The sequence below is a fragment of the Nostoc sp. FACHB-110 genome (assembly GCF_014697425.1).
Classification (GTDB): Bacteria; Cyanobacteriota; Cyanobacteriia; order Cyanobacteriales; family Nostocaceae; genus Nostoc_B.
Genome location: NZ_JACJRU010000045.1, coordinates 1 through 23,356, shown reverse-complemented (window position 1 = coordinate 23,356; position 23,356 = coordinate 1). Strand labels below are relative to the sequence as shown.

General features: G+C 41.1%; 19 protein-coding genes. 2 read left to right on the top strand and 17 right to left on the bottom strand.

Features of this window, described 5'->3' with window-relative positions; genetic code table 11:
• Positions 1–37 precede the first annotated feature (37 nt).
• A complete protein-coding gene (locus H6G69_RS27910; protein ID WP_190692368.1) occupies positions 38–571 on the top strand; it encodes a hypothetical protein in 534 nt (177 codons plus the stop codon).
• Between the two features lie 152 nt (positions 572–723).
• Here H6G69_RS27910 and H6G69_RS27905 read toward each other — a convergent pair whose 3' ends face one another.
• The 6 genes from H6G69_RS27905 to H6G69_RS27880 form a co-directional block, all read right to left on the bottom strand.
• Positions 724–1,434 carry a restriction endonuclease gene (locus tag H6G69_RS27905; protein WP_190692367.1) on the bottom strand — a complete coding sequence of 237 codons (711 nt, stop codon included), beginning with the start codon at positions 1,432–1,434 and terminating at the stop codon, positions 724–726.
• Between the two features lie 44 nt (positions 1,435–1,478).
• Positions 1,479–1,883: a hypothetical protein gene (locus H6G69_RS27900; RefSeq protein ID WP_190692366.1), complete on the bottom strand. Its 405-nt coding sequence runs from the start codon at positions 1,881–1,883 to the stop codon at positions 1,479–1,481.
• A gap of 294 nt (positions 1,884–2,177) precedes the next feature.
• Complete coding sequence (locus tag H6G69_RS27895) at positions 2,178–2,513, bottom strand: hypothetical protein (RefSeq protein ID WP_190692365.1); 336 nt, start codon at positions 2,511–2,513, stop codon at positions 2,178–2,180.
• A 98-nt stretch (positions 2,514–2,611) separates the two neighbouring features.
• Positions 2,612–3,223, bottom strand: coding sequence for a hypothetical protein (locus tag H6G69_RS27890; RefSeq protein ID WP_190692364.1), 612 nt, complete (start codon positions 3,221–3,223; stop codon positions 2,612–2,614).
• Between the two features lie 9 nt (positions 3,224–3,232).
• Positions 3,233–3,622 (bottom strand): hypothetical protein, encoded by a 390-nt coding sequence (locus tag H6G69_RS27885; protein ID WP_190692363.1) that lies wholly within the window; start codon positions 3,620–3,622, stop codon positions 3,233–3,235.
• Positions 3,619–4,773 (bottom strand): ParM/StbA family protein, encoded by a 1,155-nt coding sequence (locus tag H6G69_RS27880; protein ID WP_190692362.1) that lies wholly within the window; start codon positions 4,771–4,773, stop codon positions 3,619–3,621. The genes H6G69_RS27885 and H6G69_RS27880 overlap by 4 nt, the downstream gene beginning before the upstream one ends.
• Positions 4,774–5,253: 480 nt before the next feature.
• Here H6G69_RS27880 and mobF point away from each other — a divergent pair, with 480 nt between their 5' ends.
• A complete protein-coding gene (gene mobF, locus H6G69_RS34185) occupies positions 5,254–11,511 on the top strand; it encodes a MobF family relaxase (RefSeq protein ID WP_242072210.1) in 6,258 nt (2,085 codons plus the stop codon).
• Positions 11,512–11,609: 98 nt separating this feature from the next.
• Here the strand turns inward: mobF and H6G69_RS34180 are convergent, their stop codons facing one another.
• The 11 genes from H6G69_RS34180 to H6G69_RS27820 form a co-directional block, all read right to left on the bottom strand.
• Positions 11,610–12,377 (bottom strand): hypothetical protein, encoded by a 768-nt coding sequence (locus H6G69_RS34180; protein ID WP_242072209.1) that lies wholly within the window; start codon positions 12,375–12,377, stop codon positions 11,610–11,612.
• A gap of 95 nt (positions 12,378–12,472) precedes the next feature.
• Positions 12,473–15,007: a helicase HerA domain-containing protein gene (locus H6G69_RS27865; RefSeq protein WP_242072208.1), complete on the bottom strand. Its 2,535-nt coding sequence runs from the start codon at positions 15,005–15,007 to the stop codon at positions 12,473–12,475.
• A gap of 404 nt (positions 15,008–15,411) precedes the next feature.
• Positions 15,412–15,738, bottom strand: coding sequence for a hypothetical protein (locus H6G69_RS27860; protein WP_190692361.1), 327 nt, complete (start codon positions 15,736–15,738; stop codon positions 15,412–15,414).
• A gap of 229 nt (positions 15,739–15,967) precedes the next feature.
• Positions 15,968–16,426 (bottom strand): hypothetical protein, encoded by a 459-nt coding sequence (locus H6G69_RS27855; protein ID WP_190692360.1) that lies wholly within the window; start codon positions 16,424–16,426, stop codon positions 15,968–15,970.
• A complete protein-coding gene (locus H6G69_RS27850) occupies positions 16,423–16,776 on the bottom strand; it encodes a hypothetical protein (protein ID WP_242072207.1) in 354 nt (117 codons plus the stop codon). The genes H6G69_RS27855 and H6G69_RS27850 overlap by 4 nt, the downstream gene beginning before the upstream one ends.
• A gap of 46 nt (positions 16,777–16,822) precedes the next feature.
• Entirely contained in the window at positions 16,823–17,260 is a 438-nt protein-coding gene (locus H6G69_RS33590; protein WP_199336310.1) for a hypothetical protein, read from the bottom strand.
• A gap of 108 nt (positions 17,261–17,368) precedes the next feature.
• Complete coding sequence (locus H6G69_RS27840; protein WP_190692359.1) at positions 17,369–18,397, bottom strand: hypothetical protein; 1,029 nt, start codon at positions 18,395–18,397, stop codon at positions 17,369–17,371.
• Positions 18,394–18,789 carry a hypothetical protein gene (locus H6G69_RS27835; protein ID WP_190692358.1) on the bottom strand — a complete coding sequence of 132 codons (396 nt, stop codon included), beginning with the start codon at positions 18,787–18,789 and terminating at the stop codon, positions 18,394–18,396. Before H6G69_RS27835 ends, H6G69_RS27840 begins: the two co-directional genes overlap by 4 nt.
• A 372-nt stretch (positions 18,790–19,161) precedes the next feature.
• On the bottom strand, positions 19,162–21,027 hold the full coding sequence (locus H6G69_RS27830; protein WP_242072206.1) for a type IV secretory system conjugative DNA transfer family protein: 1,866 nt from the start codon (positions 21,025–21,027) through the stop codon (positions 19,162–19,164).
• A gap of 51 nt (positions 21,028–21,078) precedes the next feature.
• Positions 21,079–22,284, bottom strand: coding sequence for a hypothetical protein (locus tag H6G69_RS27825; protein WP_190692357.1), 1,206 nt, complete (start codon positions 22,282–22,284; stop codon positions 21,079–21,081).
• A gap of 486 nt (positions 22,285–22,770) precedes the next feature.
• Positions 22,771–23,070, bottom strand: coding sequence for a hypothetical protein (locus H6G69_RS27820; protein ID WP_190692356.1), 300 nt, complete (start codon positions 23,068–23,070; stop codon positions 22,771–22,773).
• Between the last annotated feature and the right edge of the window lie 286 nt (positions 23,071–23,356).

Here is a 23,356-nt window from a genome sequence, read left to right as displayed (position 1 = left end):
AATTTTATTTAATCATTAAAAATTTTAGGGGTTATATATGTCGAGAATTAAACGCTGGATCAACATGAATCGTCAAGAATTTAATTCAGATGGGACTTTGAAAATTGAAGCTAAACAACAAATGTTATCCGAGGGGATGAGTGAAGCAGCAATTGACGATTATGCTCTTAGATTAAAAGCAGAATATGATGAATGGAAACTTTTAGACGAAACAGATCCCGAACCTTGGCCTGTTTACACTGCTTACGATTTCTTCACTCCTACAGAAAAACAACAGTTCAACCCTGATGGTTCTCTTAGAGCCGAATACGTTGAATCTGAACTTAGAAAGGGGGCTAGTCCAGGCTGGCTAGAAGAAATGGAGAGGCGTAAGAAAATTGATGTTGATAACTATAATCGAGTATCAGAGCGAGAAGCAGCAGTAGGAATCAATTTTGGTCAGCAAGAAATGAATAGGTTACGTGCTTCCAGTCGAACATATATACAACGCCGCCAACAAATGGAAGCAGACCTCAGAAATAACGAAGAACCCAGCAGTCTACCTTTCGATAAGGACACTCCCTACTTCTAACAAAGCCAGGAGAACAAACCGTAATGCTATTTACCGCACACATCATAGTTTTTCAAACTGCGATAGGGGAATTATTGTTTGATTTTAGACTAGATGCAGCAACTAGGATACAGGGCTTTCTGGGACAAAAAAATTTTCAAACTTGTCAAAATTCAGACATTAATCCCAACGATTTTGAGCTTTTTTCCTAAAACAAAGTTAACAAGTCGTTGTCCGCTAATTAGAACAATTTGAGGATATTGCTTCAGAACAGTTTTGGATAAGGGGCCTGTTTTTCCACTATGTATAAAAAATCCCCCATCGGCTCTTTGGGCCTCAATTACTTCTTGAAAGTCGTGAAGATGCTCTGATTTGATGTGGTCTGTATAGCGTTTAGCCTGAATTAGATAAAGCTTTCCTCGAATCAAAACACGACCATCAACGCCACCGTCGTTACTATAGTTCGTGTTACGTCGGATTTCCCAACCTTGATCCAGGCAACAACTTAAAAGTAATTCTTCAAAAACGTATGGTGTAGTTTGTCGAAGCGTACCAATCACTAATGGCAATTTAGGTTTAATAGACTGATTGCGTAATTCCTGCAAAATACTGTTAGCACGTTCAATGTTTTTATGATGCTGATCATAAAAATATTGAAGTTCTTTTAATGGTACTGGAGTTAAGGTTGATGATTGTGGGCTTGGTGTGACTTCTTTTAATGGTGGTTCACTCGGCTTTGGAGGCTCTAAAGTTCTAGGCTCTCCTTCTCGATACTCTACCTTTTGACGAGTTTTTTGCTCAGGCGGTGAAGAGAAGAAGAATTGAGAGAGCCAAATCAATAAAATGATGCAAGCAAGTCCAGACAAGAAAATAATGATTTCCATAATTGCTTGAGTGTTTTGAATTTCAAAGTCATCAAAAATACTTGCTAGTCCAATTTTTCAATCGGCTTTATAGTTTTGGGCAATTTATTAACTGTCGTCTGCTTTTTGGGGAAAATTGTCGGATTGTTAGAACTAGAGGAGTTAACAATATGAAAAGCTGCCAGAGAGCAGGTGAAGGCAATGAAAACAACCATTGCAATTACTCCTACTTTTTCTAAAATTTCTAGTCGGTATTTGTTTCTAACTTTCTTGATATAAATCTCTGACAATTTATGCTCAACTTTTTGATTTTTTAAATGTTCTAATGCTTGAAGACATTGTGAAATATCTTCACCATTTTTCAACTTTTGACACAGCAGAATTTCCAAATGTTGCTGGCGTAGTTCGGGAGTTGATAAGTTAATTTCATCCCAGGCTTGCCAAGTTTCTAGTTGTTGTATTTCGTTCATGACATTACTTATTCAAAAACTAATTGACGACAAAATAATGAATAAAGCGGGTAAGTCGCTTCGCTCCAATTCAAAATAAGGAATTCAAAATTCAAAATTATTACTCACGGAAGACAGCCATTGGCTTGTGATAAGAATGCCTCATTTCTCGCACTACGCGACTCACAAGATATCTTTTTTTGAAGTGGGCTTATATCCTACAACTAAAGGTTTTTGAGTATTTTTTATTTTGAACTTTGAATTTTGAATTTTGAATTGTTTTGTAAAGCTTTGAGATTATCCCGCTTATAAAAATCATTTACGTTGTTGACGACGAGAAGGTTTAATTTTGGTTTTCACCTTGTTTTTCTCGTACTCCTCAATCAATTGTTTAGCTTGCTCTGGCAGAACAACTTGATTTTTATTCCATCGCCAGAAATAACAACTTGACTGCATTTTTGGACAAGCAATCGAAGTTGGAGCATTAATCCCCCACAAAAAACCAAGTGTGGTGTAAATCCCGATCCCCAATAAGTAAAGGATGATAGCTTTATTACCAGTGCTAATCCAATTCCCAATCCAAAACAAATCAGATTTGAATTTATTCATCAGTAAAGAACGTTTTTTTGCAGCTTCAACCCAAGCTTGCAATTTCTCTAGCCTCTGGGTAGCTAAAAAGTCAGCTTTTTCTTCGCTTGCCTGATCAATTTGGATATCGATAGTACGTTCTCTAGCAGCAATCTCTTGTGTTAGCTGATATTCGTATCGTTCTCTGATTCTGGTGGCAATTGAATTGATTTGGTCGAAGAATGGGGTAACAGTTTCGTTCGCCCTCGCTCCAACATCATTTGCATTGGGGACTTTCCCTCAAGTTGCCCCATGATTTTATCTTCTAGTTGAACAAAGAACTCATGAATTTCCTCTGGACTTTCAGCCAGTTTAGCCACAGCTTTCTGAACATACATTTGTTTGACAAAGCCAGGGGGAATTTTCTCAACAAGTTTATCGGTAATTTTGTCAACCAAATTAGCTAACTCAGTTTCCGAAGCGATGGTGATTGCACCAACATCACCAGAAATGTCTAATGGCTGTTTTTCTGGCTCGTCTTTTTTGGACTTATTTTTGCGCGGTTTAGTGGTAGAAGTTGATTCTTCAATCACAGGTGTAGTTGAATTTTTATTACTGAAGTGTTTGGTCACTTCTTCGTAAGTACAACCTGCCTCTATCAAAGAACGGCATTCTTGGAATAAGGCGACTTCTTCGGGGGAATAGTCAGGTTTATCTTCTAAAAAACAGGCGGCAAGAGAGGCTGAAACTTCGTTGTCGGATAGAGAGTTGAGAAATTCTTGACGTTGAACCATAAAAAACCTCTATTTAATCGATACAATGTCACCAAAAGGTTGGAATGCTCTCTGCTCAACCTCATCATTCGGTGGTAATTCAGCAATTCTTAACGACTCAATTCCTTTTAAGTCGTCAGTTGTTGGTGCTGGAAATTCCACACCAACGATTTTCCGTAAATACTGTTCTTGTAGCTTCCATAGATAAACACCTTGATTGAGAGATGCTAATAATTGCTCTGTGGGATGTTTGTTATGTGCCAATGAGAGAGTCAGCCAAAAGCTCTTGAGAGCCAGCAGTACCATTTGCGGTTTACTGAAGGGTCGGGCAGCTTCATTATTCAGGAATTCTAAAAGCTGTTCTTCCTGACTTCCTTTTTTGACCTGCAATCGAATCACAAAAGTTTTGTAGTTATTCATCGGGCTGTACTCCCTAGTGTTGGTATAGCACAGACTTGATTACGTAAAAAATTTGATAGTCCATAAGCATCCGTCAGTCGCGCACAAAGTGATTTTGATTTATTCCCAATGTTGAAACTGACACGTACATCTTCTTCAAGCTCTGCACCCCACGAAATATGAGCATTTGGATAGTTCTGCACGAAAAACGTTTTCAGGTCGTCACGATAATAGTCGAACGAGCCACCGCCAATAATAATTTCGTCGGCAGTTTCACTAATATGGGTACGGAAGAATCGCGCTACTTTACCCCAATATTCAGTTCGACAAGCACGAACTACATCAGCTATTTGTTCAGCCTCTTCTGATTTTCGAGCCGCATTAGTTGATAAAGCCAAATGTTTAAAATTCTTAGTCTTGATGTCCTTGCCTACTCCATGAATAGTTTCCAGTAATAGTCTTTCCCGTTGTCGAGAGCTATAACCCGAAATCCGGCTTTGCACCATCTCAATTAGTTTGAATAGTCCTAACGGTTCAGTATGTCCGCTAATCACTCCTTTATCAAACACCAGAATAGATATATCCCTATACCCCCACATACAAGAGACTATTTTTTGTTGATTGAAAGCCGAACCTAGTTTTTGACCTCGGCACATAACGTGACCGCCGCCTTCAGGTACAGATATGAATACCTTTAAGTTTACCGACATCGCCTTGTCACAGAACGAAAATTTTGACAAAGCTGTAGACACATCGCGCTCAAACTTTTTTCTATCTGCCCACTCACTATAAGGAAGTGGAATGGCTAACGCTAAATCAAACGTGTCCGGTAGTGCCTCTTTTATCGCCATGACTCCTACTGCTGCTAAAACTTTAGCTAGAGCGCATTCATATTTAGGTTGCGTGAAAGCAACACGCGCATCAAAAATATTCTGTGCCAAAAATCCCACCGCATACAAACTCTCACCACACTCAACCCAAGATTCATTCTCTGGTTCAGGTGAGGTGATTCGTCGGCTCTTATAAAAATTTATTTCCTCTGCCGATACTTCTAAAACTTCCGGTGACATCATCAACAGTTCGGGTTTAAACGGAGTGACTCTCCAGATTGCTTTGGTGTCTGATACGCCAGGGTCAATCGTCAACATTGCCGGTAGTAAATTACTATCCATATTTTGGGCGATTTTTGAGTGAAAAAGTTCTATTTTAGTTCACAAATGATTCGCAAACGATTCGCATATTGTTCTAGGATACTCCATATTTAGTTAGTAAATGATTTGTTAATAGTTCTAAAATTTCACTTTTTGAACTCACAAAATTTTTTTTTGGGCTAAATAGTTCTAATATAGTTCGCTAATAGTTCTATGGTGGTTCTAAATTAGTTCTAAGTTGGTAGGGCAGGAATTTCAGCTTTTGTGACGCACAGTACGCCATCTTTGGCGGTAAGTTTTTTGATTAATTTGTTATATTAAATGACAAGTAAAACTGTGGAGAAAAATTTTTTTGAACTGGACAAGTCACAAAATTTTTTTCAAGCGGCATCAAATTTATTTTGGTTTGATGTCGAGAAGTAATTGTGACTTCAACAGCGATCGCCTGTTACTGAAGAAAAGAGAAGTAAAGTTATGTTTCGCTCATTCGAGAGGTGAGCGATGCTAACCAGTGTTAACGTCTCTTCCCAGATGGCGATAAACTACTTCATCAAGAACTACTATCACCAGGGGAAGTCTCGCTGGAGTGGTAAAGCGTCCGAAAAATTAGGTTTGTCAGGGGCAATCGATAATGAGCAAGCATTCAAAAATGTCATAGAAGGACTAACACCTGACGGCAAAGAGCATTTAAATGCCAGGGTGGTAAACCAGAAAAACCGTAGAGCAGCGATAGACTGTACATTTTCTGCACCCAAGAGTGTAAGTTTGATGGCGTTAGTGGGTGGAGACACTAGATTGATCGACGCACACCATCAGGCATTGGAAAAAACAATCTCTCTGATGGAAGAACGTTATGCCACGACAAGAGTGATTGAAGCAGACAAACGCCACAGGATCAGCACAGGTAATTTGTTGGTCGCACAGTTTGACCATATTGAGAGCCGTTCATTAGACCCACACCTGCACACCCATTGTTTGGTGATGAATACGACGCAGACACCCGATGGAAAATGGTACGGTCTGGTCAATAGTGAGATATATGCCAATAAGAAGTTTTTAGGGATGGCATACCAGAGTTACCTAGCATCGGAGGTAATGAAGCTGGGGTATGAGATTGAGCCAAAGTTACACGGGCAGTTTGAAATTAAAGGGTTTAAGGAAGAAGATTTACAGGTATTTTCTAAGCGACGACAGCAGATAATAGCCAAGTGTGGATTAGATTCAGATTGGCATCAACGGGAGAAGGTCTGGGATAAGACCAGACAACGCAAACACCTAGTATCACATGATGAACTGCTTTCCCTTTGGCACGAAGAAGCTCAAAAATTAGGGATCAGCTTTGTCAAACCTTATGAATCAAACCCCCAAGTAAATAATTCCCCTAACAACCAAAAAAATATTAATCAGATTTTAGAAGACGCTATAGCGCATTGCAGTGAAAGAAATGTGGCGTTTAAGTTTGAGGATATTGCCAAATTCATACTCAGTGAAAGGTTGGCGACAGATGTAACGGCAATCGAACCCCTCCTGAAACAGCACCCGCAAGTAATAGCTCTACCTGGATTAGAACAGTACACAACCTTAAAAGCAGTAGAGCGAGAAATAGCGACAATCGAGTTGATGGAGCAAGGGAAGCAAAAATTTTCTCCCATTTCTCACCCAGAGGTGATTGAAAGCCAACTAGAAAAAACCCTGTTAAATCAAGGTCAACGGCAAGCAGTAGAGATGGCGTTGACGACTTGTGATCAGTTTGTGGCGTGGCAGGGTGTTGCTGGTGCGGGTAAGACTTTCGCCCTCAAAGAATTCCAAGCGATCGCTGCATCAGCAGGGTACACAATCAAAGCATTTGCACCCTCATCAATGGCGGCTAAAGTGTTAAGTGAAGAATTGGGCATCTCTGGCGAAACTGTGGCCAGATTGTTGGTATCCGAACCACCGCCACAACCACAGTTAAACCAAGTGTGGGTAGTTGATGAAGCTGGGTTATTATCAGCCAAAGATGCCCATGCTCTGTTAGAACAAGCCACCCAACAAGGCGCAAGAGTATTGCTAGTAGGCGATATCAAACAACTTTCGGCAGTAGAAGCTGGCAATCCCTTTAAATGTTTGCAGCAAGCCGGAATGAAAACTGCACACCTCACCCAATCCAACAGACAACGCAACCCCGATTTAAAGATTGCTGTCGATTTAATTGCCGAAGGCAGAGTAGAAGCAGGTTTCCAGCAGCTAGATTCCATCGGTAGCATCCAAGAAGTATCACCAGATGAAAAACTTTTAACCATAGCTAGTGAGTACATGGCATTGTCACGATCAGAGCGTGAACAAACGCTGCTACTAGCTGGCACAAATGCCGAAAAATCAGCACTCACAGGGGTAATTAGAAACAAGTTAAAAGCTGAAGGAAGTTTAGGCGCAATCGCTAATATTACTCAATTGCAAGCGAAAAACCTCACAAAAGTACAAATGCGGTACACCCATAATTATGAAGTGGGTGAATTTGTTATGCCCACACGTAACTACTCTCGTCGCGGCTTAGAGAAAGGTCAATTGTACGAAGTTCTGGGCAAAGATACAGATACTCTGACGCTTCTTGCCCCAGATGGTAAGCAATTACAGGTAGATCCCCTTTTTGATAAAGCAGTTTACCAGTGCAATCAAATTGAGATTGCCGTTGGTGAAGTCTTGCAATGGAAAAAGAACTCGCGCCAACTACAAAGGCGCAATGGTCAAGAGTTTTTGGTCACAGCCATTAATGGTAATACTGCCTCCATCAAATATTTCGACAATGAGCGCACAGAAACTATTGACCTCAAACAGGCACACAATCTCGACTATGCGCTGGTAAGTACAACCTACTCCTCACAAGGGAAAACAGCACAAAGGGCTTTAATTGCTGCCGATTACACCATTGGGCAAGAGAGTTTTTATGTAGCTGTCAGCCGAGCTAAAGATAATGTCAAAATCTTTACCGAAGATAAGCAATATTTACTGGAGTTAGCCCAAAAGTCCAAAGCGAAAGAAAATGCACTAGAGTTACTCAGACAGCAAGTAAAACAGGAGAGGGCATCTTCTAATCAGGAAATTTCGCTCATTATAGAACAACCAGTTGTCAGCACTGTTGCACCACCAGTATTAAAGACCCAAACGGTAGAACAACCAGTTGTCAGTACCGTTACGCCACCAGTAGTAAAAATCAAATCAACAGTAGTCAGAAAAACGCCTCCTCAAGAGCAGCCGACCCCTGTAAAGTCAGACTTTGCAACAATAGAAAAACCAATCCCCAAAAAGCCCATCCCAACACAAGCGTTTTGGACTCCAGCTATTGAGCAACCAGCCCAATTTTGCGGTGTAGGTCAAGCAGGGGGAGAGGTGCAGCAGGGGGAGCAGGGGGAGAAAGAACTATTTGACAAAAAGGCTTTTTCTCCCCCAGCCCCCCTTGCTTCCCCAGCCCCCCCTGCTTGCCATCATGCAAAGTTTGCTGGGTGGACTGCTGAACCAGCGCCCAACCATTTAGACCCTGAACATTGGCAAGAATTAGTCGAAAAAAGCGCAATTCACCCACAAATTGCGGCATTAAACTTTGAAAGCCTTCACTTTAGCTATGTCGGTGGTGAACATGAAGCTTGGAATCGCTTGATGATTAGTGACAAGCTCAAGCGTACAAATACCGGAGGCTTAACCAAGGGATTTTTAGAACTCTATTCTCATATTGATGCTGGTGGTTGGTGGTGTAATTCCGGTGTTGACCCACGCTCTTTTGCTTCACTTGCCCCAGGCTTTAAACCAACAACTAAAGAATGGGGTTGTTACAAGCCAAATCAACCCAGACCCAAAAAAGATGTTCAGGGGCAGGTAATTCCTGGCAAATTCATTAAATATGAGCATCCCCCCAAAGTTGAGTTAAGTATATTTTTATTGGATGTCCCAGACGAGATCGCCCAACGTATTTATGCTCTCCACAAAATTAATCCTAGTGATAGCGACAAAGCCTGTGGTTTCTGGTTCTGTGTCTGGAAACATAATTTACCAGTCACTATCACCGAGGGAGCCAAAAAAGCCGCTTCTTTGTTAAGCCAGGGTCATATCGCTATTGGACTGCCGGGGATATCTGCCGGATACCGTTCACCCAAAGATGAGTTCGGTCAGAAAATTGGTAAGTCTTATCTTGCCCCTGAATTGGCAGTTTTCGCCACACCAAAAAGAGAAATTAAATTCTGCTTTGACTACGAAACCAAACCAGAAACTATTGTCAACATTAAGCGAGATATTTCCACAACTGGCTGGTTGCTGCATCGGCAAGGGTGTTCTGTCAAAGTGATAACGCTGCCAGGGCCAGACAAAGGCGTAGATGATTTTCTAGTTGCACAGGGGGCATTAGCCTATGAACGACTAAGCCATGAAGCTCGTTCTTTACGAGATTGGCAATATCAAAATCGACCACCACAAAAAACAGCTTACCAACCACCGCGTAAGCTGACATCTGAAGAAGCCCAACGTAAGTTAGCTACTTCTTCCCCAAACTCACCTATTAAGGAACCCGATCATGACAACCATCAACAACCCCAACAATCAACCACAAGAACAAACAGCAATGTTAATCCAGAAACTCGACCAATTGTTGAGCAACCAGGAACAACTTTCCACCAAAATCGATCAGTTGGAAATTCACCATCAACAGTTGAATCAAACAATCCAGCAGTTTTCCACGAGCCAAACCGAGAATCTCAACGAGTTGCAATCGGGACTGACTCAGTTCTTGGAGACACTAGCCGACTCCCTCAACCAAGAAGAATCGAGCAACCTCAAGCCCACATTAGAGGACTTAACCCAAGCAGTACATCAAGTGACCTTCGAGGTGAGGGAACAGCGCACATCGGGGCAAAATCTCTCGAATCTCATACAACAATTGTTGACCACTCAACAACTGATGTCCATCTTAGATCAAGGCTCTATGAACGGGTTATAAGCGCGATCGCTAACTTTTTAGAAGTCAAACAAATTGCACGAGCAATCAATGTTGAACAAATAAAAACCCTGATTAATGATTTGCGTTCTCAGTTTGTAGTTAATTCTATTAATACACCTCTGGACGCAAATCAAAATTATCAGGTAGACCTAGCACTCTCCTCTCCCCAGCCGCTTCCTCAAGAGCAAGAGGTACTCTATAACTCAGACCAAAAACTCAAACTACAACTAGCCTCAGCCAAAGCTATAGATGCCATTACTAATTTCGTTGAACAAAAAGCAGTTTCGTCAACTTTAGCCCAGGTTTTACCCTCAGTCACTGAGCAGTTAGTTCTTTATCAAGAAGAATTAACCTCCCAAAACAAGGCACTTCATAACCTCGACCAAAAACTCAAACTACAACTAGCCTCAGCTAAGGCTATAAATGCTATTACTAATTTCGTTGAACAAAAAGCAGTTTCGTCAACTTTGGCCCAGGTTTTACCCTCAATCACTGAGCAGTTAGTTCTTCATCAAGAAGAATTAACCTCCCAAAACAAGGCACTTCATAACCTCGACCAAAAACTCAAACTACAACTAGCTTCAGCCAAGGCTATAGATGCCATTACTAATTTCGTTGAACAAAAAGCAGTTTCGTCAACTTTGGCCCAGGTTTTACCCTCAATCACTGAGCAGTTAGTTCTTTATCAAGAAGAATTAGTAAATGAAAACAAGGCACTCCATAAGCTAGACCAAAAACTCAAACTACAACTAGCCTCAGCCAAAGCTATAGATGCCATTACTAATTACGTCGAACAAAAAGCAGTTTCATCAACTTTGGCTGAGGTTTTACCCTCAATCACCGAGCAGTTATTTCTTTATCAGGAAGAATTAGTAAATGAAAACAAGGCACTCCATCACCTCGACCAAAAACTCAAACTACAACTAGCCTCAGCTAAGGCTATAAATGCTATTACTAATTTCGTTGAACAAAAAGCAGTTTCATCAACTTTAGCCCAGGTTTTACCGTCAATTACTGAGCAGTTAGTTCTTTATCAGGAGGAATTAGTAAATGAAAACAAGGCACTCCATCACCTCGACCAAAAACTCAAACTACAATTAGCTTCCGCTAAGGCTATAAATGCCATTATTAATTTCGGAGAACGCAAACAAATCAGTTCTGCCCTAGCTCAAGTCTTACCATCCCTGACCAATGAAGTATTTGAATATCAACAGGAATTAGTCAGTGATCATAAAATTATCCAAAATCTACAGCAAACACTTCTAGAAAAATTAGTAACGACTGAAGCGACAAAAGTCATTGTCGATTCTCTGGAAGAAAACGAAACTAATCAAGAAACCACCGAGCAGTTAAACTCTCAACTTCCAAGAGTAATCACACCAGAACTAGTACAAAAAACTGTAGACGCGATCGCGCGATTTGTCGAACAAAGACAAGTCAGTGCTGTCTTAGCCGAAGTAGTACCAGCTTTAACCAAGGAAATAACAAAGTATCAACAACAGTTAGCTTTCCAGAATCACCAAACTCTTCAAGCATTACAGGACATACAATCACATTACCCAGAACCAGAAAACTCAATTCAAGAATCACAGAAATATCGAGAACAAATTGAGCTTTTAAGTTACCAGGATTTTTATAACTTGGCTATGTATACCAAATCATATTTTGAGGAGCATTCTGAAACTGAAGATAACCCCAAGACAAAGGCTTTACTAATTATCCGAAAAATCTTTAGACAAATGAAAGAAGAAGCACTGAAGAATCAGCAGCAATCACCAAAATTTAAGCTATAAAAAAATCCACCAATTTTTGATGGACTTTAAACTTTATCTTGACTGCAAATTGGGAACTTTTAACTTGCGAATTGCGAATTGCGAATTGCGAATTGTAATTATTGGTTTGACCAGAAAGCATCAATAGCAGCACTAGAGAGAACAGCAGAACGAACAGCAGCAGTTGTTTGACGTTCTTGTTCTTTAGCCTGTTCATCCATACGGCTAGAAATATCAGCCAAATTAATGTTAGCTGTGGCTAATGCCCTGGTTTGTTTTTGAGCTTCGGAATGTAGGGATTTATTAATGATAGTGGCTTGCAAATTTTGAGCCGCAATTTTCTTGAGAATGTCTTGGGTCACAACATCTTGCTGGGCAGTATCGGCTAAATCAGAGGTACTAGCAACAGCATCGTTAGAAATTTCAGCTTCTTGTCTCTGAATTCGTTGACCATTCGCACCCAACACAGATTGTGACTGACCGAGAGTGTACTGTTGGTGAAAGTCACGTTCGGCATTACGCCCATCGATTTCTGGTGAAGAATCAAGCGTCGGGACAACCGTAGCGTCTTGTTGTTGTTTGTTTTTCTCAATCGCTTTACGAATGCGCTCACCTGCACTTGTGGGGTCGGGAGTCCCTAAATCACCTTTGGTACTATTGATTAAACCATCAACATCTTTGATAATATTTGACCAACTAATACTAAAATCCTGACGGTATTTGTCAATCGATTCTTGTAAACCGTTGTAAGTTTCTAAAAACTGTAATAAAAATGATTTTTCTTCTTTCTTGGGTTCGGGAGATTCGGCAGCTAACGCCGGAGTAACTAGTAATAAATTGCTGACTAATAAACCCGTTAATAATACTGATTTCCTCGAATAAACCATAACTAATTCTCTAAACTCTAAAATTAACTAATCCTAACTAATCAACCTTTGTAAAATATTGCAATTGCGCTCTTATAATTGCGAATTGCGAATTGTTAAAGTGGTTTACTTTGACGAATACAATCAACGTAATACTTTGCAAACGCTGACAGCCATTCAAATTTGTCAGAATAAAGTTTTTTGTATTTATCACGGGCAGCTTGTTCGTCTTTCCCATTGGCGACTAATGCCAGTAGTGGAGAAGAAGGATAATAACGACAGCGAATATAAGTCTTGTAATAATCCATCAACCATAAGGTGTATAGTTGTTGGCGATTCGGTGTAAAGTTTTCGTTTTTTTCGATTAAAGATAAAGGAATACCCAGCAGTTCGGAAATACTTTTAGCCGCACCAGCAACGGTACGGCCTATCAATCGGCGCGGCATATTTTGTAAGATTTGCTCTCCCGCTTCTGATTTGGCAATGGAAATCACATCTTGGGCGGCCAACATGATCCGACAACCGGATTTTCGAGCCGTCGCACATTTACGACCAACAAGACGCGACAAAGCCGAAAAACGTAATAGTACACTAGCCTCATCCATGAAAAACACACTGTTCGGACTAGACAAGGATTGACGCGAAGCGGCGATGTATGCAGACATCCCGAATACTTCCGCTTCTTTATCAGATTGCAAGTTAGTCAGGGCAAAGGTTATCAGCTTTGAGTCCGTCTGGAATGTAGATGGTTTACAGATGGCATCCCCGATTGAACTAGCTCTCCAATACTGAAGGCGTAAACGAATATAGTTGAGGGCCTGATCGACATTGGGGTCATCATAGCCTAAATGAATATACTCGGTTGAAAAGAATCGCTCCATGTCAACCAGCGTCGGGGTATTCGCCCACGCATCAGAACCCAATCCACCAACTCTGGCTGCTTCAAAACGTTCAATAATTTCTGGATCATCATAAAACGCTTTCGTCCCAAGCGGGATTAACGATTCGATTGTTTGAGCCAAAAAACCATCAAATTTATTATTGCCCAGTACCAGTTGCAGGACGATCAGATTGACATCGTTACGGTGTGCTTTGATACGCTCGGCTTTTTGCTCCTTAAGAATTTTCGATAAGTCTAGGGGTTGGACTAAGTTGTTAGACTGTTTGGAGATGTCGAAGTAAAAACCGTTGAAGTAGGGGGTAAAATCTCCGAATGTCCCCGTACCATCATCATTAGGAAGGTCGATCATTAACACCGACATCCCCATCGCCAAGCATTCTGCAATAATAGAAGCAATCAGAACTGATTTACCACTACCCGTTGTCCCAATCACCATCAGGTTTTCGGTTTTTCTCAGGTCAATGTAAACAGGTGAATGACCTTCTGCGGCAATCAACTCACAGCCTCTGCTATCTCCTGTGGCTGTTTTAATCACGCTCGTAAAACCGATTAGCTCACTGGCAAAGAAAGTTGTTCTGCGATTGAAGGGCGTTGATAACATTGGCTGCTGACGCATCATCAATGTTTCTAACCAGATCAGCCAGCTATATTGTTTTTCTAGTGTCAGTTCCGCAGGTTGGTTAACATAGCCCGATATCAGACGACAGGCATCATCAATTTCTTCGGGTGAATCACGGTAAACCAGTACCACCAATGCCGTATTTTGCGGCGTATCCCCTGTGTACAGTTGCTTTTGTGCGTTTAATGCCCACTCCATATTCATTTGTGCCACCACATCTACGGTTTTCCCCTTAGTTGCGTTGGCTGTATTGTGGGCGCGTCTGGTAATTAATTGTTGTGCCAATCGCGTTACTTTTGGATCTGACGGCGTTACCTCCGTTATTACTTCGATGTCATAAATCACATCTTTCGAGAGAATATTCCACAAAAAACGTAGTTGGTCTTCCACGGACGCAAATGCTTCTGGTTTTTGGTTGAGTACCATCACGCCAACATATTTATGTGTTGGTAAGCAAACCCACTTTTCGTTTGCAACAGGTATCCCACGATTTAATAGTACACTTGTTGCGTGTTGCGGATCTATGTGGGATGAGTCTGATGGTTCATTTTGATAGAACTCTTCTCTTAGCCCGTTCTCATCCCATACTAATGTGTGCGGTACATGAGTTTTTTTTGCCCCAACATTTCGACATAATTCACCCCATAACTCCACCTCGTCTTTTACAATCGGCTGTAATCCCATACTTTCTAGAATCTGTTTATGCCGCAAGGACACATCCATTGCTTTTTCTAGGACAGCTGCTAGATTTTTCTTTGTTAGTTCTGTCGCTCCTGTCGGCGTAAATCTCCTTTGTAAAAAGTTTGAGAAATTAACTATTGCTCTATCTACTGCATCCCCCGATTCTGTTCCTCCCGGTCGAATAGTCAAGGTACTATATATAGATAGTACGATTGTTTTTCGATGCCGACTACTTGTTAGTTCTTGAAGTCGCGCCACTTGCCCCCAGTCCAAAAACTCGCTTTCATCTGATATCGGCTCATCTAAGCGTTGACGATAGGAATCTACTATTCCATCCTCTTCACAAAATGAACTCCATCTGAAGGTGAATTTTTCCCTCTGTGGGATTTCTTTACAGCCTTGATAAAACGCATCTGCTATTGCCTCAACTTGTTCATCCGACGAAAACATCGGATGAATCCCTGAGCAAGTATAACCGAATACCAGTTGTAAAGTGTTGTCTGTCTCCCCTAGCAACTTCTTGCTTAACAAGTATGCGCCAACGATATAGCCCTTTTTTTGCAGTCGCACCATTGTTGTTAGGTCTAGGGCATCTTCAAACGCACTGATTTTCTTAGCTTTATTAGCTTGTTTCACCACAATATTGATTCATTTACTTATTTGTTTGTTTAGGGCAGCTTCGGGGCAGGGGTGCAGGGGTGCAGGGGAGAAAGAAGAAATTTTAGGCATAGAAACTCAATAAATAAAAATTCCCCTCTGCACTGGGAGCAATCTTTACGCTGTTTACCCTTTAGCTTAACAAGCGTGCCATTCTCCCCTGCCCCTCTGCTCCTCTGCCCCCCTGCACAAGTCTCTTACCACAATTTTTTGAGTTTTTTACTGCCAACTTTGTTTTTCAACAGTGGATTAGAATAACGCACATATCCTCTCGCCCATACAGGCGGACGTGGAAATATCCTTGACCAAAACAGGTAAGGTTTGTTACCCGATAAAATCAACACTGTTGCTGCCACCCAAAACCCACACAATATACTCCAGACTAATCCCACTCCAAATATAAATGATGTGAAAAATCCCACACCAAACGATAATAAGGCTGCTGCATACTGAAATCCGGTAAACAACCCTATTGAGGCACTCTTTCCTAACGATTGGTTAATCGGTTTAATTGGTTTTGTCATAAGTAGGTCATCGTGAATATTTATTGTTAGGATAAGCCAGGAGGCAGGAGGGAAGAAGCTTTTAGCTTAGTTAATCTTTCGTAATATAGTTAGGTTTTTCTTACCGACTTACTTAGCACAAAAAGGATTAACGATTGTTAATCCCTGATTGAAGTAATTGAAGAAAAAAGAACTTGCATTCAAAACACTTGCGACTTGCGACCTCCGACCTCCGACCTCTTACTTGTTTTTAGCAGCTTTCTGTAACTCCACTAAAAAGAATACTTTGCGCGATAAACAGTATTAATGTGACAAAGAAAATCCCCACAGGCTGCTGTATTACCTGAGTGATTTCTTGCCCATCACCTATAGCGTTCGCCACCTTCACACCCGACGCGACAAAATAAACAAATAACATCACTGTAATCGCCGCATTAATCACTCCTGGTAAAGTACTTAAAATCGTATTCCCTGTCGCTCCACTACTCTTAAACATACAAGCGAGTGCTAGTTGTGTCGGGTTGAATAGTCCAAATGCCTGTGCCGGGAATGTCTGGCTACTCACTATTAAAGTTGTACCAGTTGCATACAGATGATGTTGGTACTTCCTTCCCCATTTCCCGATAATTGACGCGAAAATCTGGGCTTGAGTTTTGGGTTTATGTGAAGAGTAAGATGACACAGCAACTATTTCTCCTTTAGCTTTCATACTTTATCGCGCAACCTCTGTTGTTTATATTGCTGTTCTATATCTGCTAAAGTTTGAGTTCGGGCAAGTGAACGAATTTCTTGAAGCACCCGAATATGAGAACGGTTCAATTTGGCGTAACCGTTTAGTCCATTGGTTTTTGGATCTGTAAAATTCTCAAAGCCTGGAATGTATAATCGCGCAATGTTTAGGTATTTCTGTAACTGCCGAGATGACACCACAGGCTTCATCATCTGCGCCACTTGCCCTCTGGTTAATTCTTCAACCCCTCTACCTCCCTGCTTAGGAACTTCCTGGAATTGTCTATAGATATAAAAATAACTGTTTTCTCTACAGTTAGGAAGGCTCAAAAAGCATCACTTTTTTCCCACAAAAAGCGTCTATTGATTGACGTTTTTAGGCAATCTCCTTAATCCAAAAATAAGGAATGATTTTTTTACCGTGTTCCAGCCATTGTTGATCTAACAAGTAAGCAGCAACACAGGCACTTGCCGCCGGATAGCGATGAAACTGTCCTGTTGCCCCCCAACTGCGAACCGTGCGATCGCTCGTGTAACCTAAAACAATCGCCAGTTCCACGTATGAAAGCTGCCACTTATTCTTAAACTCAATCGGGTTGAGAGCTAAACTTAAGCCAATAATGATGTTTTTGCCATGTTGTTGCCATTTTTGATCTAATAGATGACAGACAACATTTGCTGGAGGTTGGGGATAGCGGTGAAGCTGGTTATTTGTTTCCCATTCACGAACAGTCCGATCTCCCTTGTAACCCAAAATTACAGCTAACTCTAGATATGATAAATTCCATTTATTCTTAAATTCAATCGGGTTCATAATAAAATATCCAAAAAAATGAAGCTTTTATTAATACTTGAATACGCTTTAAAAAGCTCTTGGTTTAGCCACAAATGCCAACATTCGTCTAAACCAAGAGCTTGTAAGTTAACGAGACAGCGATGGAGTTGCTTGCTTGGACTGGAGAGTTTCTTGCTTGTGTTGCTCGACTTTATCTATATATTGAAAAACCTTTTCCGGAAGCTGATCCGCATCTTCTCTTACAGCAGGTGGTAATTGAGGAGCGATTTCCCCGTTTTGGAGTACGCTTCTCCCATCCTTAGTTTTGACCGTGATATTATTGCCTTCTTGATGAAATTCAAACTTGTTACTCTTAAAAGATAACGAACCATCCTTTTGACGTTCACCCAGTTTATTTAATAGCACACTCACTGCTGATTCAATCATTTTCCCTTTAACAGAGCGAACATGAGCGTTGATTTTTAAGCCGACTTCTTGGAGTTTATTTTTGGCTCCATCTAGTAATGAATTACCCGTTTCTTTAACCTTGGTTTCAATTGAACCAATCCAATTTTGAAGCATAGTATTCTGGGGTTTAACCAGACTCATTCCATTTAAAGACTTTTGAGCTGCTTCAATCAGTTTTTGTTGTTTAGCTACAGAATCGGCTAAGGAAGCTATTTCTTGAGTTAGTTTATCAAGGGTCTGCTTATTTTGTTGACCGCTTAATTCAGTAATCGTCTTTTCCTGCTGGCTGACTTTATTCTTTAAGACATCAACTTGTTTTTGTAGTTCAGCCAGAGTGTATGTTCGCTCTTTTGATGCAGGTTTTTGGACAACTGCGCCACTTAGTCCCAGTTTGTCATTCACAACTTGACCATTACTAACTTTAAACACCTCTTGCTTCCCAATCTTTATGGTAATTGAACCTTTGAGGTTATGTGGCTCATTCACAGCTTTTTGAATCTGGTCAACAACTTCAGGATTTAGTTTGTCTAGAGTCGGTTTTTCACCTTTGACACCTTGATAAACTTTCTTAGTTCCTGCGTAAATAGAAATTTGATTCCCCGCATCAATTTCTTTTTCATTAGCTTTAATTTTGATGCGATTAATCAAAGTCTCCAGCGTTTCCAGGTAATCATTTTTTACTGTATTAGCATCCCCTGCTTCAATCATGATAATTCTCCTATTATTTCCGTCATCATGGCTTCAGGAGAAGTAATCACATCAGGCAGAATGACTCCACCGAGTTTGTTGAGAATTTCTTTACCTTCAATCTCGATGTAAGCGAAATTGCTATCAATCATCACAGTAAGCGTTGTTGAATTTCTCCCAATATTTATCGGTTGATAAAAGTCTAGTAACCCATCAATAATAAACACTACTTCTTCATCACCACAATAAATTTCAATGGATTCGGGAATATAGCCATTCGGAAATGGTTCTTCATCCCATGAATCCGCCGTATTCAGAATTTCTGACGGATATCTCTCAGCGAGTGAGGCAATTTCTGGGGGTAATTTAGAAATAACTTCCCAATCTCTTTGATTCAGTGGGTAATCTATCATTCGTCAATTCCTATTAAATAAGTGAATTTTAAAGGGAACAGGGAACATAACAAGTCGCAAGTCGCAAGTCGCAATTAAAAAACAAAATTCGGCAAGCTATTCTTTTTAAATTTGGTACTCGATTTAAAAGAGTTGTGACAAAATTTTGCTATGCCAAGCATCAAACTTGTAATTAAAAGCCAAAGTAATGGAATTTTCTTTTTTCTAATTATTACCTAATTTTCATCGGATGAATCAACTTTAATTTGAAACTTGCGACTTGCGACTTGCGTTAGCGAAGCGGTAGCGTTAGCGCAGCGTTAGCGCAGCGTTAGCGCAGCGTTAGCGAGTCTGCGAGCGTCGGAACGAGCGTCCTTGCAACTTGCGACTTGGCTAAAAGTCCATTGTTTGAACTAGTTCTTGTTTATCAAACATTGGTAAAAGTCGTTCAGCTTCCTCTCGTCTTAAACGCATTTCTTCCGAAGTTGGTGTAGTTAAAACCGATAAATCTCTTAAATATTGTTGAAACTCATACCAATGTTTAATTGCTGATGTTTGCGAATTTATTTCTGCATTTGGAATATTAAATTGATGCAGCAGTGGAAGACTGATTTGGTTCCGGGATGAAAAGCCAGGATTCATTAAGACTGCCTTACCTTCTCTCAAAGTGTTGAATTGATTCACATCAAATAATTTGCGTGTAGCTTTTTGTTGTGAGACTGACGTGTTCGCACCTCCTTTACCTCCATAACTCCGGGATTTTTGGTTATATCTAATTTCTTCTTCTCCTAAATATTTGCTGAATTTTTCCGCAGACACATCATCATTAGGATTAAAAAATGCTTTCGTTGCACAACCACCGAAGATGGCGTTAGTTGTATGCTCTCCGTAAGCGTCTTGCAACATTGACAAGTTTTGTAAGCCCAGGATAGAAACTAGCCCATCCTCCCGGTTTTGGTTTAACCAATCAACCAGTGCCGGAAGATACAACGTTGGTAATTCATCTAATGCCAGGATTAGAGGCTCAGACCGTTTCTTGGCTACATTCCGACTCACAATTAGATGTAAAATTGATACTAGTAAGGGGGCTATAACATCCCGTTTTTCCTTGTTCATCCCGAAGACAATCATCTGTCTTTCTTTTAGATCCAGTGGGATATTACTCTTGCCACAAAAAGCCGCCAGTGCCGCCGGAACCATAAACCTACTAAATAAACCACTGGCTGTTCCTACAATACTTGCTGCCGTTTCTGGTGAACCTGCGACAGACACAAACTGTGAAAATGCTTCTCTGACCAAGAAATTGAGGTCAGCTTTCATGATGCGTTCTACTAGCTTCGGCAAGCCCAGTATTGCTTGGCACATCATGATATCTGGGTACATTGTCCCTTTTGCTAACATCAAAATTGCTTGTACCAGCTGATCCCCGGCGTTGGTAAAAAAGCTATTTCCATTATCCTGATCTCCCAGCTTCAAATTCCGGTTAATCGTAATCGCCAATTGTCTGGCCATTTCTGAATCTTCTTCATCTCGCAGAAAGTCTAAAGGGTTGGCGATGCAAGATTCTCCGTAGCCAGGAGCTAACACTGTTACGTCATATCCACGCTCCAGAGCATAGCCAGCCAGAATCGGTGCTTGTCCTTTAGCGTCTGCTGTTGCTGATTCTTGCTCACTATATTTAAAGTCATACAAAATTAGTGGCAGACCTTGATCTATTGCCGAACGGATCAGGGGGTTGAGCATTGAGAACGACTTCCCACTACCCGGCCCACCGATTACCATCACACCCCTTTGGGCATCTGGGATATAAATAGTTTTGAAATCAGATGGAATCTGTGAAATAATTTGCTCATTCACAAACTGGTTTGTTGTACCTGTTGGTGTCCCAACGTACAAAGCTACACGGTTATGTTTGCGTCTTCGCAGTTGTTTTAAAGCTATTTTCCGTGCCGCATTCCGTTCTCTCACCCCTCCCCATCTTGCTGTCGCTAGTTGATTTTTTGAGCCAACAGAATCTAAGTATTTGGCCATGATAATTATCAGTCCACAAGCAACCAGCCCCAACAGCGCAGGCGATAACACCAATTCGCAATTCGCAATTCGCAATTCGCAGTTAGGATGCGTCCGCGTCCTTTCTAGTATGGTTTTCGGGTTTTGAATCTGTTGCCTCATTTTAGAGAAGGAGGCTAACGCCGCAGTTTCTATCCCTGACGGAATGTATTCTTTAATAGAAGCTTGTTGCTGTTGCTGCGTCGTCATACTAATGCTTCTCCCAATTGCGAATTGCGAATTGCGAATTGCGAATTGATTTCATCGTCCTGTTCCCACGATCACCAAATCATTTTCCTTTACAGGTATCCAGGGTATTGGGCCAATAAAGTAGGGTGTACAGGTCTTAGCCATAAACGGCGGTCGAGCGCAGATTCTAAAGTACAGTGCAAAATCAGCCGTCCCGGCAGATTCATTGGTATTGGTAAGGACGACTTTAAACCCATTACCATAAACAAGCCTTCCTGTCGGCTCTTTGCCGCCATTGACCGCCGCCAAAAACCCGTAACCACCTTTTACCAGTGGAGAATCAGTCCCACTTGCCCATCGTTTACCGTACAATCCGGCATTGGGGGTAAAATCTCCCAGTTCCAGGTAGGCGCACTTTTTCCCGACTGTGCAAGCTTTTGTTACTGTGCGATCTCCTCGGACTACACTTCCAGAGATAAAGTAAGAGTCAGCGATCGCTTCTCCTTGTTCACGAGAACCAAACACCACTGAAGCAATACCCACGACCCCTTGCCCAGAATTGACTGGCTGAGGCATTTTATCAAACGGTACAAAGCTCAATTGCGGGATTTGATTGATGTACGTCTGCTGCCAAGACGCAAAATTCCGAATTGGGGTCGTTTCTAATCCGGGAATTGATAAGGTCGAGTAATCCTCTAAATTGATATTACCTAATACTTTTTGACCAAGTTCTGGATTAGTCCTAATGCAATCATTGATTGTGCCGGATGAACAGTTATATGGCAGATAACCCGATTTCCCAAATAGAGCCAAAATTGGTTGAACTTGATTCACCTGTAGAGTACCCAGTCTGGGAATAGCTTTGACGAGTGTTTGAGTCGTCTGCCACTTCATGAATCCCACATCTTTTAAAGTTGGTGGCAAATTCTTTGATGGTGAAGGCAGTGCAACTTTTTTGATTCCTGCTAACGTAAAATCCCCTAGCGCCCAAGCATCATCCGCATCCCCCAGCATCACCACCGAATCCGATTTCTGTCCGGCATTCCATGAGCGCGAGGGGTCGTAACCAAACACCGAGACTAATTTGGGCGGAATTTTGATGAATCCCGCTTGTTGAATTAGTGGTAGTGTATCCCAGGTTATTTTTGACCAATCGGGTATAGAACCCTGATACTTGTCCTGGGTATATGTTGTTGTCGCTGGTTGTGCAGTGGCAGCAGAGACACTAGTAAGAGCGATCGCTCCTGTTAAAATTAGTATTTTAAGAAGGTGAATCATGAGAATTTTCGCTTTCAACTACTTACAACCATTTGAAATATTGTTAAACAAAATACTTTGAACAACGAATAATATTAGGATGAACAAATATCTGTATAAAACTTGATCTATGACAAGTCTTGGTGGGTCATGTCCTACATCTCCAATTTCTTTCATAGTTTCTATAGATTTAGCTATGAAGTCTACAAATATGCTGGCAGTGAGTAGTTTATCTATTATGTTTAGTATTCCTTTAATTCAAGGTGTATTAAAATGGCACGATAAAGCTATTCTTGTCATTCTAAATAAGCCATAATCTGAACCAGACACTACTTTTTCTATTACCATTAAGAAGAGAGATGCACCAATTATATACAAGAGATATTGGTGTTTTTTAACCCTTTTCAAAACTAGGCTACTTCTCGATGAATGTTTCATTCTTTTAATTGGCGTATTTGGGGTTTTCACGGGTAAGCTTTCACTCTAATAAATTGCAAAACAAGGGCGTTAAATTTTTCCGGCTTGAATCAATTGATTGAACAAATCGGCATCAACACCAGAACGTGCCATCGCTGTTTCCCTATTGTGTCCTTGTCTTAAAAGCTTGATCGCATCTTGTACCTTTCTCCAGGTTGCCGAATTAGGCTTAATTGTGCCTTGCCTTCGAGCTATAGCTAACCCATATACCAGAGCATTTGCATCATCCCGTTGTAATGTTGTGCCTATCGGTTTCGCCGTCCTATTAAGGGTTACAATCGGTTGATTAGGCAATGTTATGTTTACTTTTTTACCTGGAGTTACAGCCACACTATTACTATTAATTGGTACTGATGTTGTAGTTGTCTGGCAACCCAACTTTGCATGGTGGACAGCAGAGGGGCAGAGGGGCAGAGGGGCAGGGGAGAAAGTATTTTCATTCCCCCCTGCTCCCCTGCTCCCCTGCTCCCTTGCTGGGTCTACACAGCAATTTTGGTTTGCTAAACCAGTAAGTAGAACAAGGTGAAAAAACCAAACTGTGTAAAGATAAGTAAATACATAAATGTGTCTACTAGGGTAACAGGGGTATGGGCAGCCGTTTAAGGGTATTTCTGAC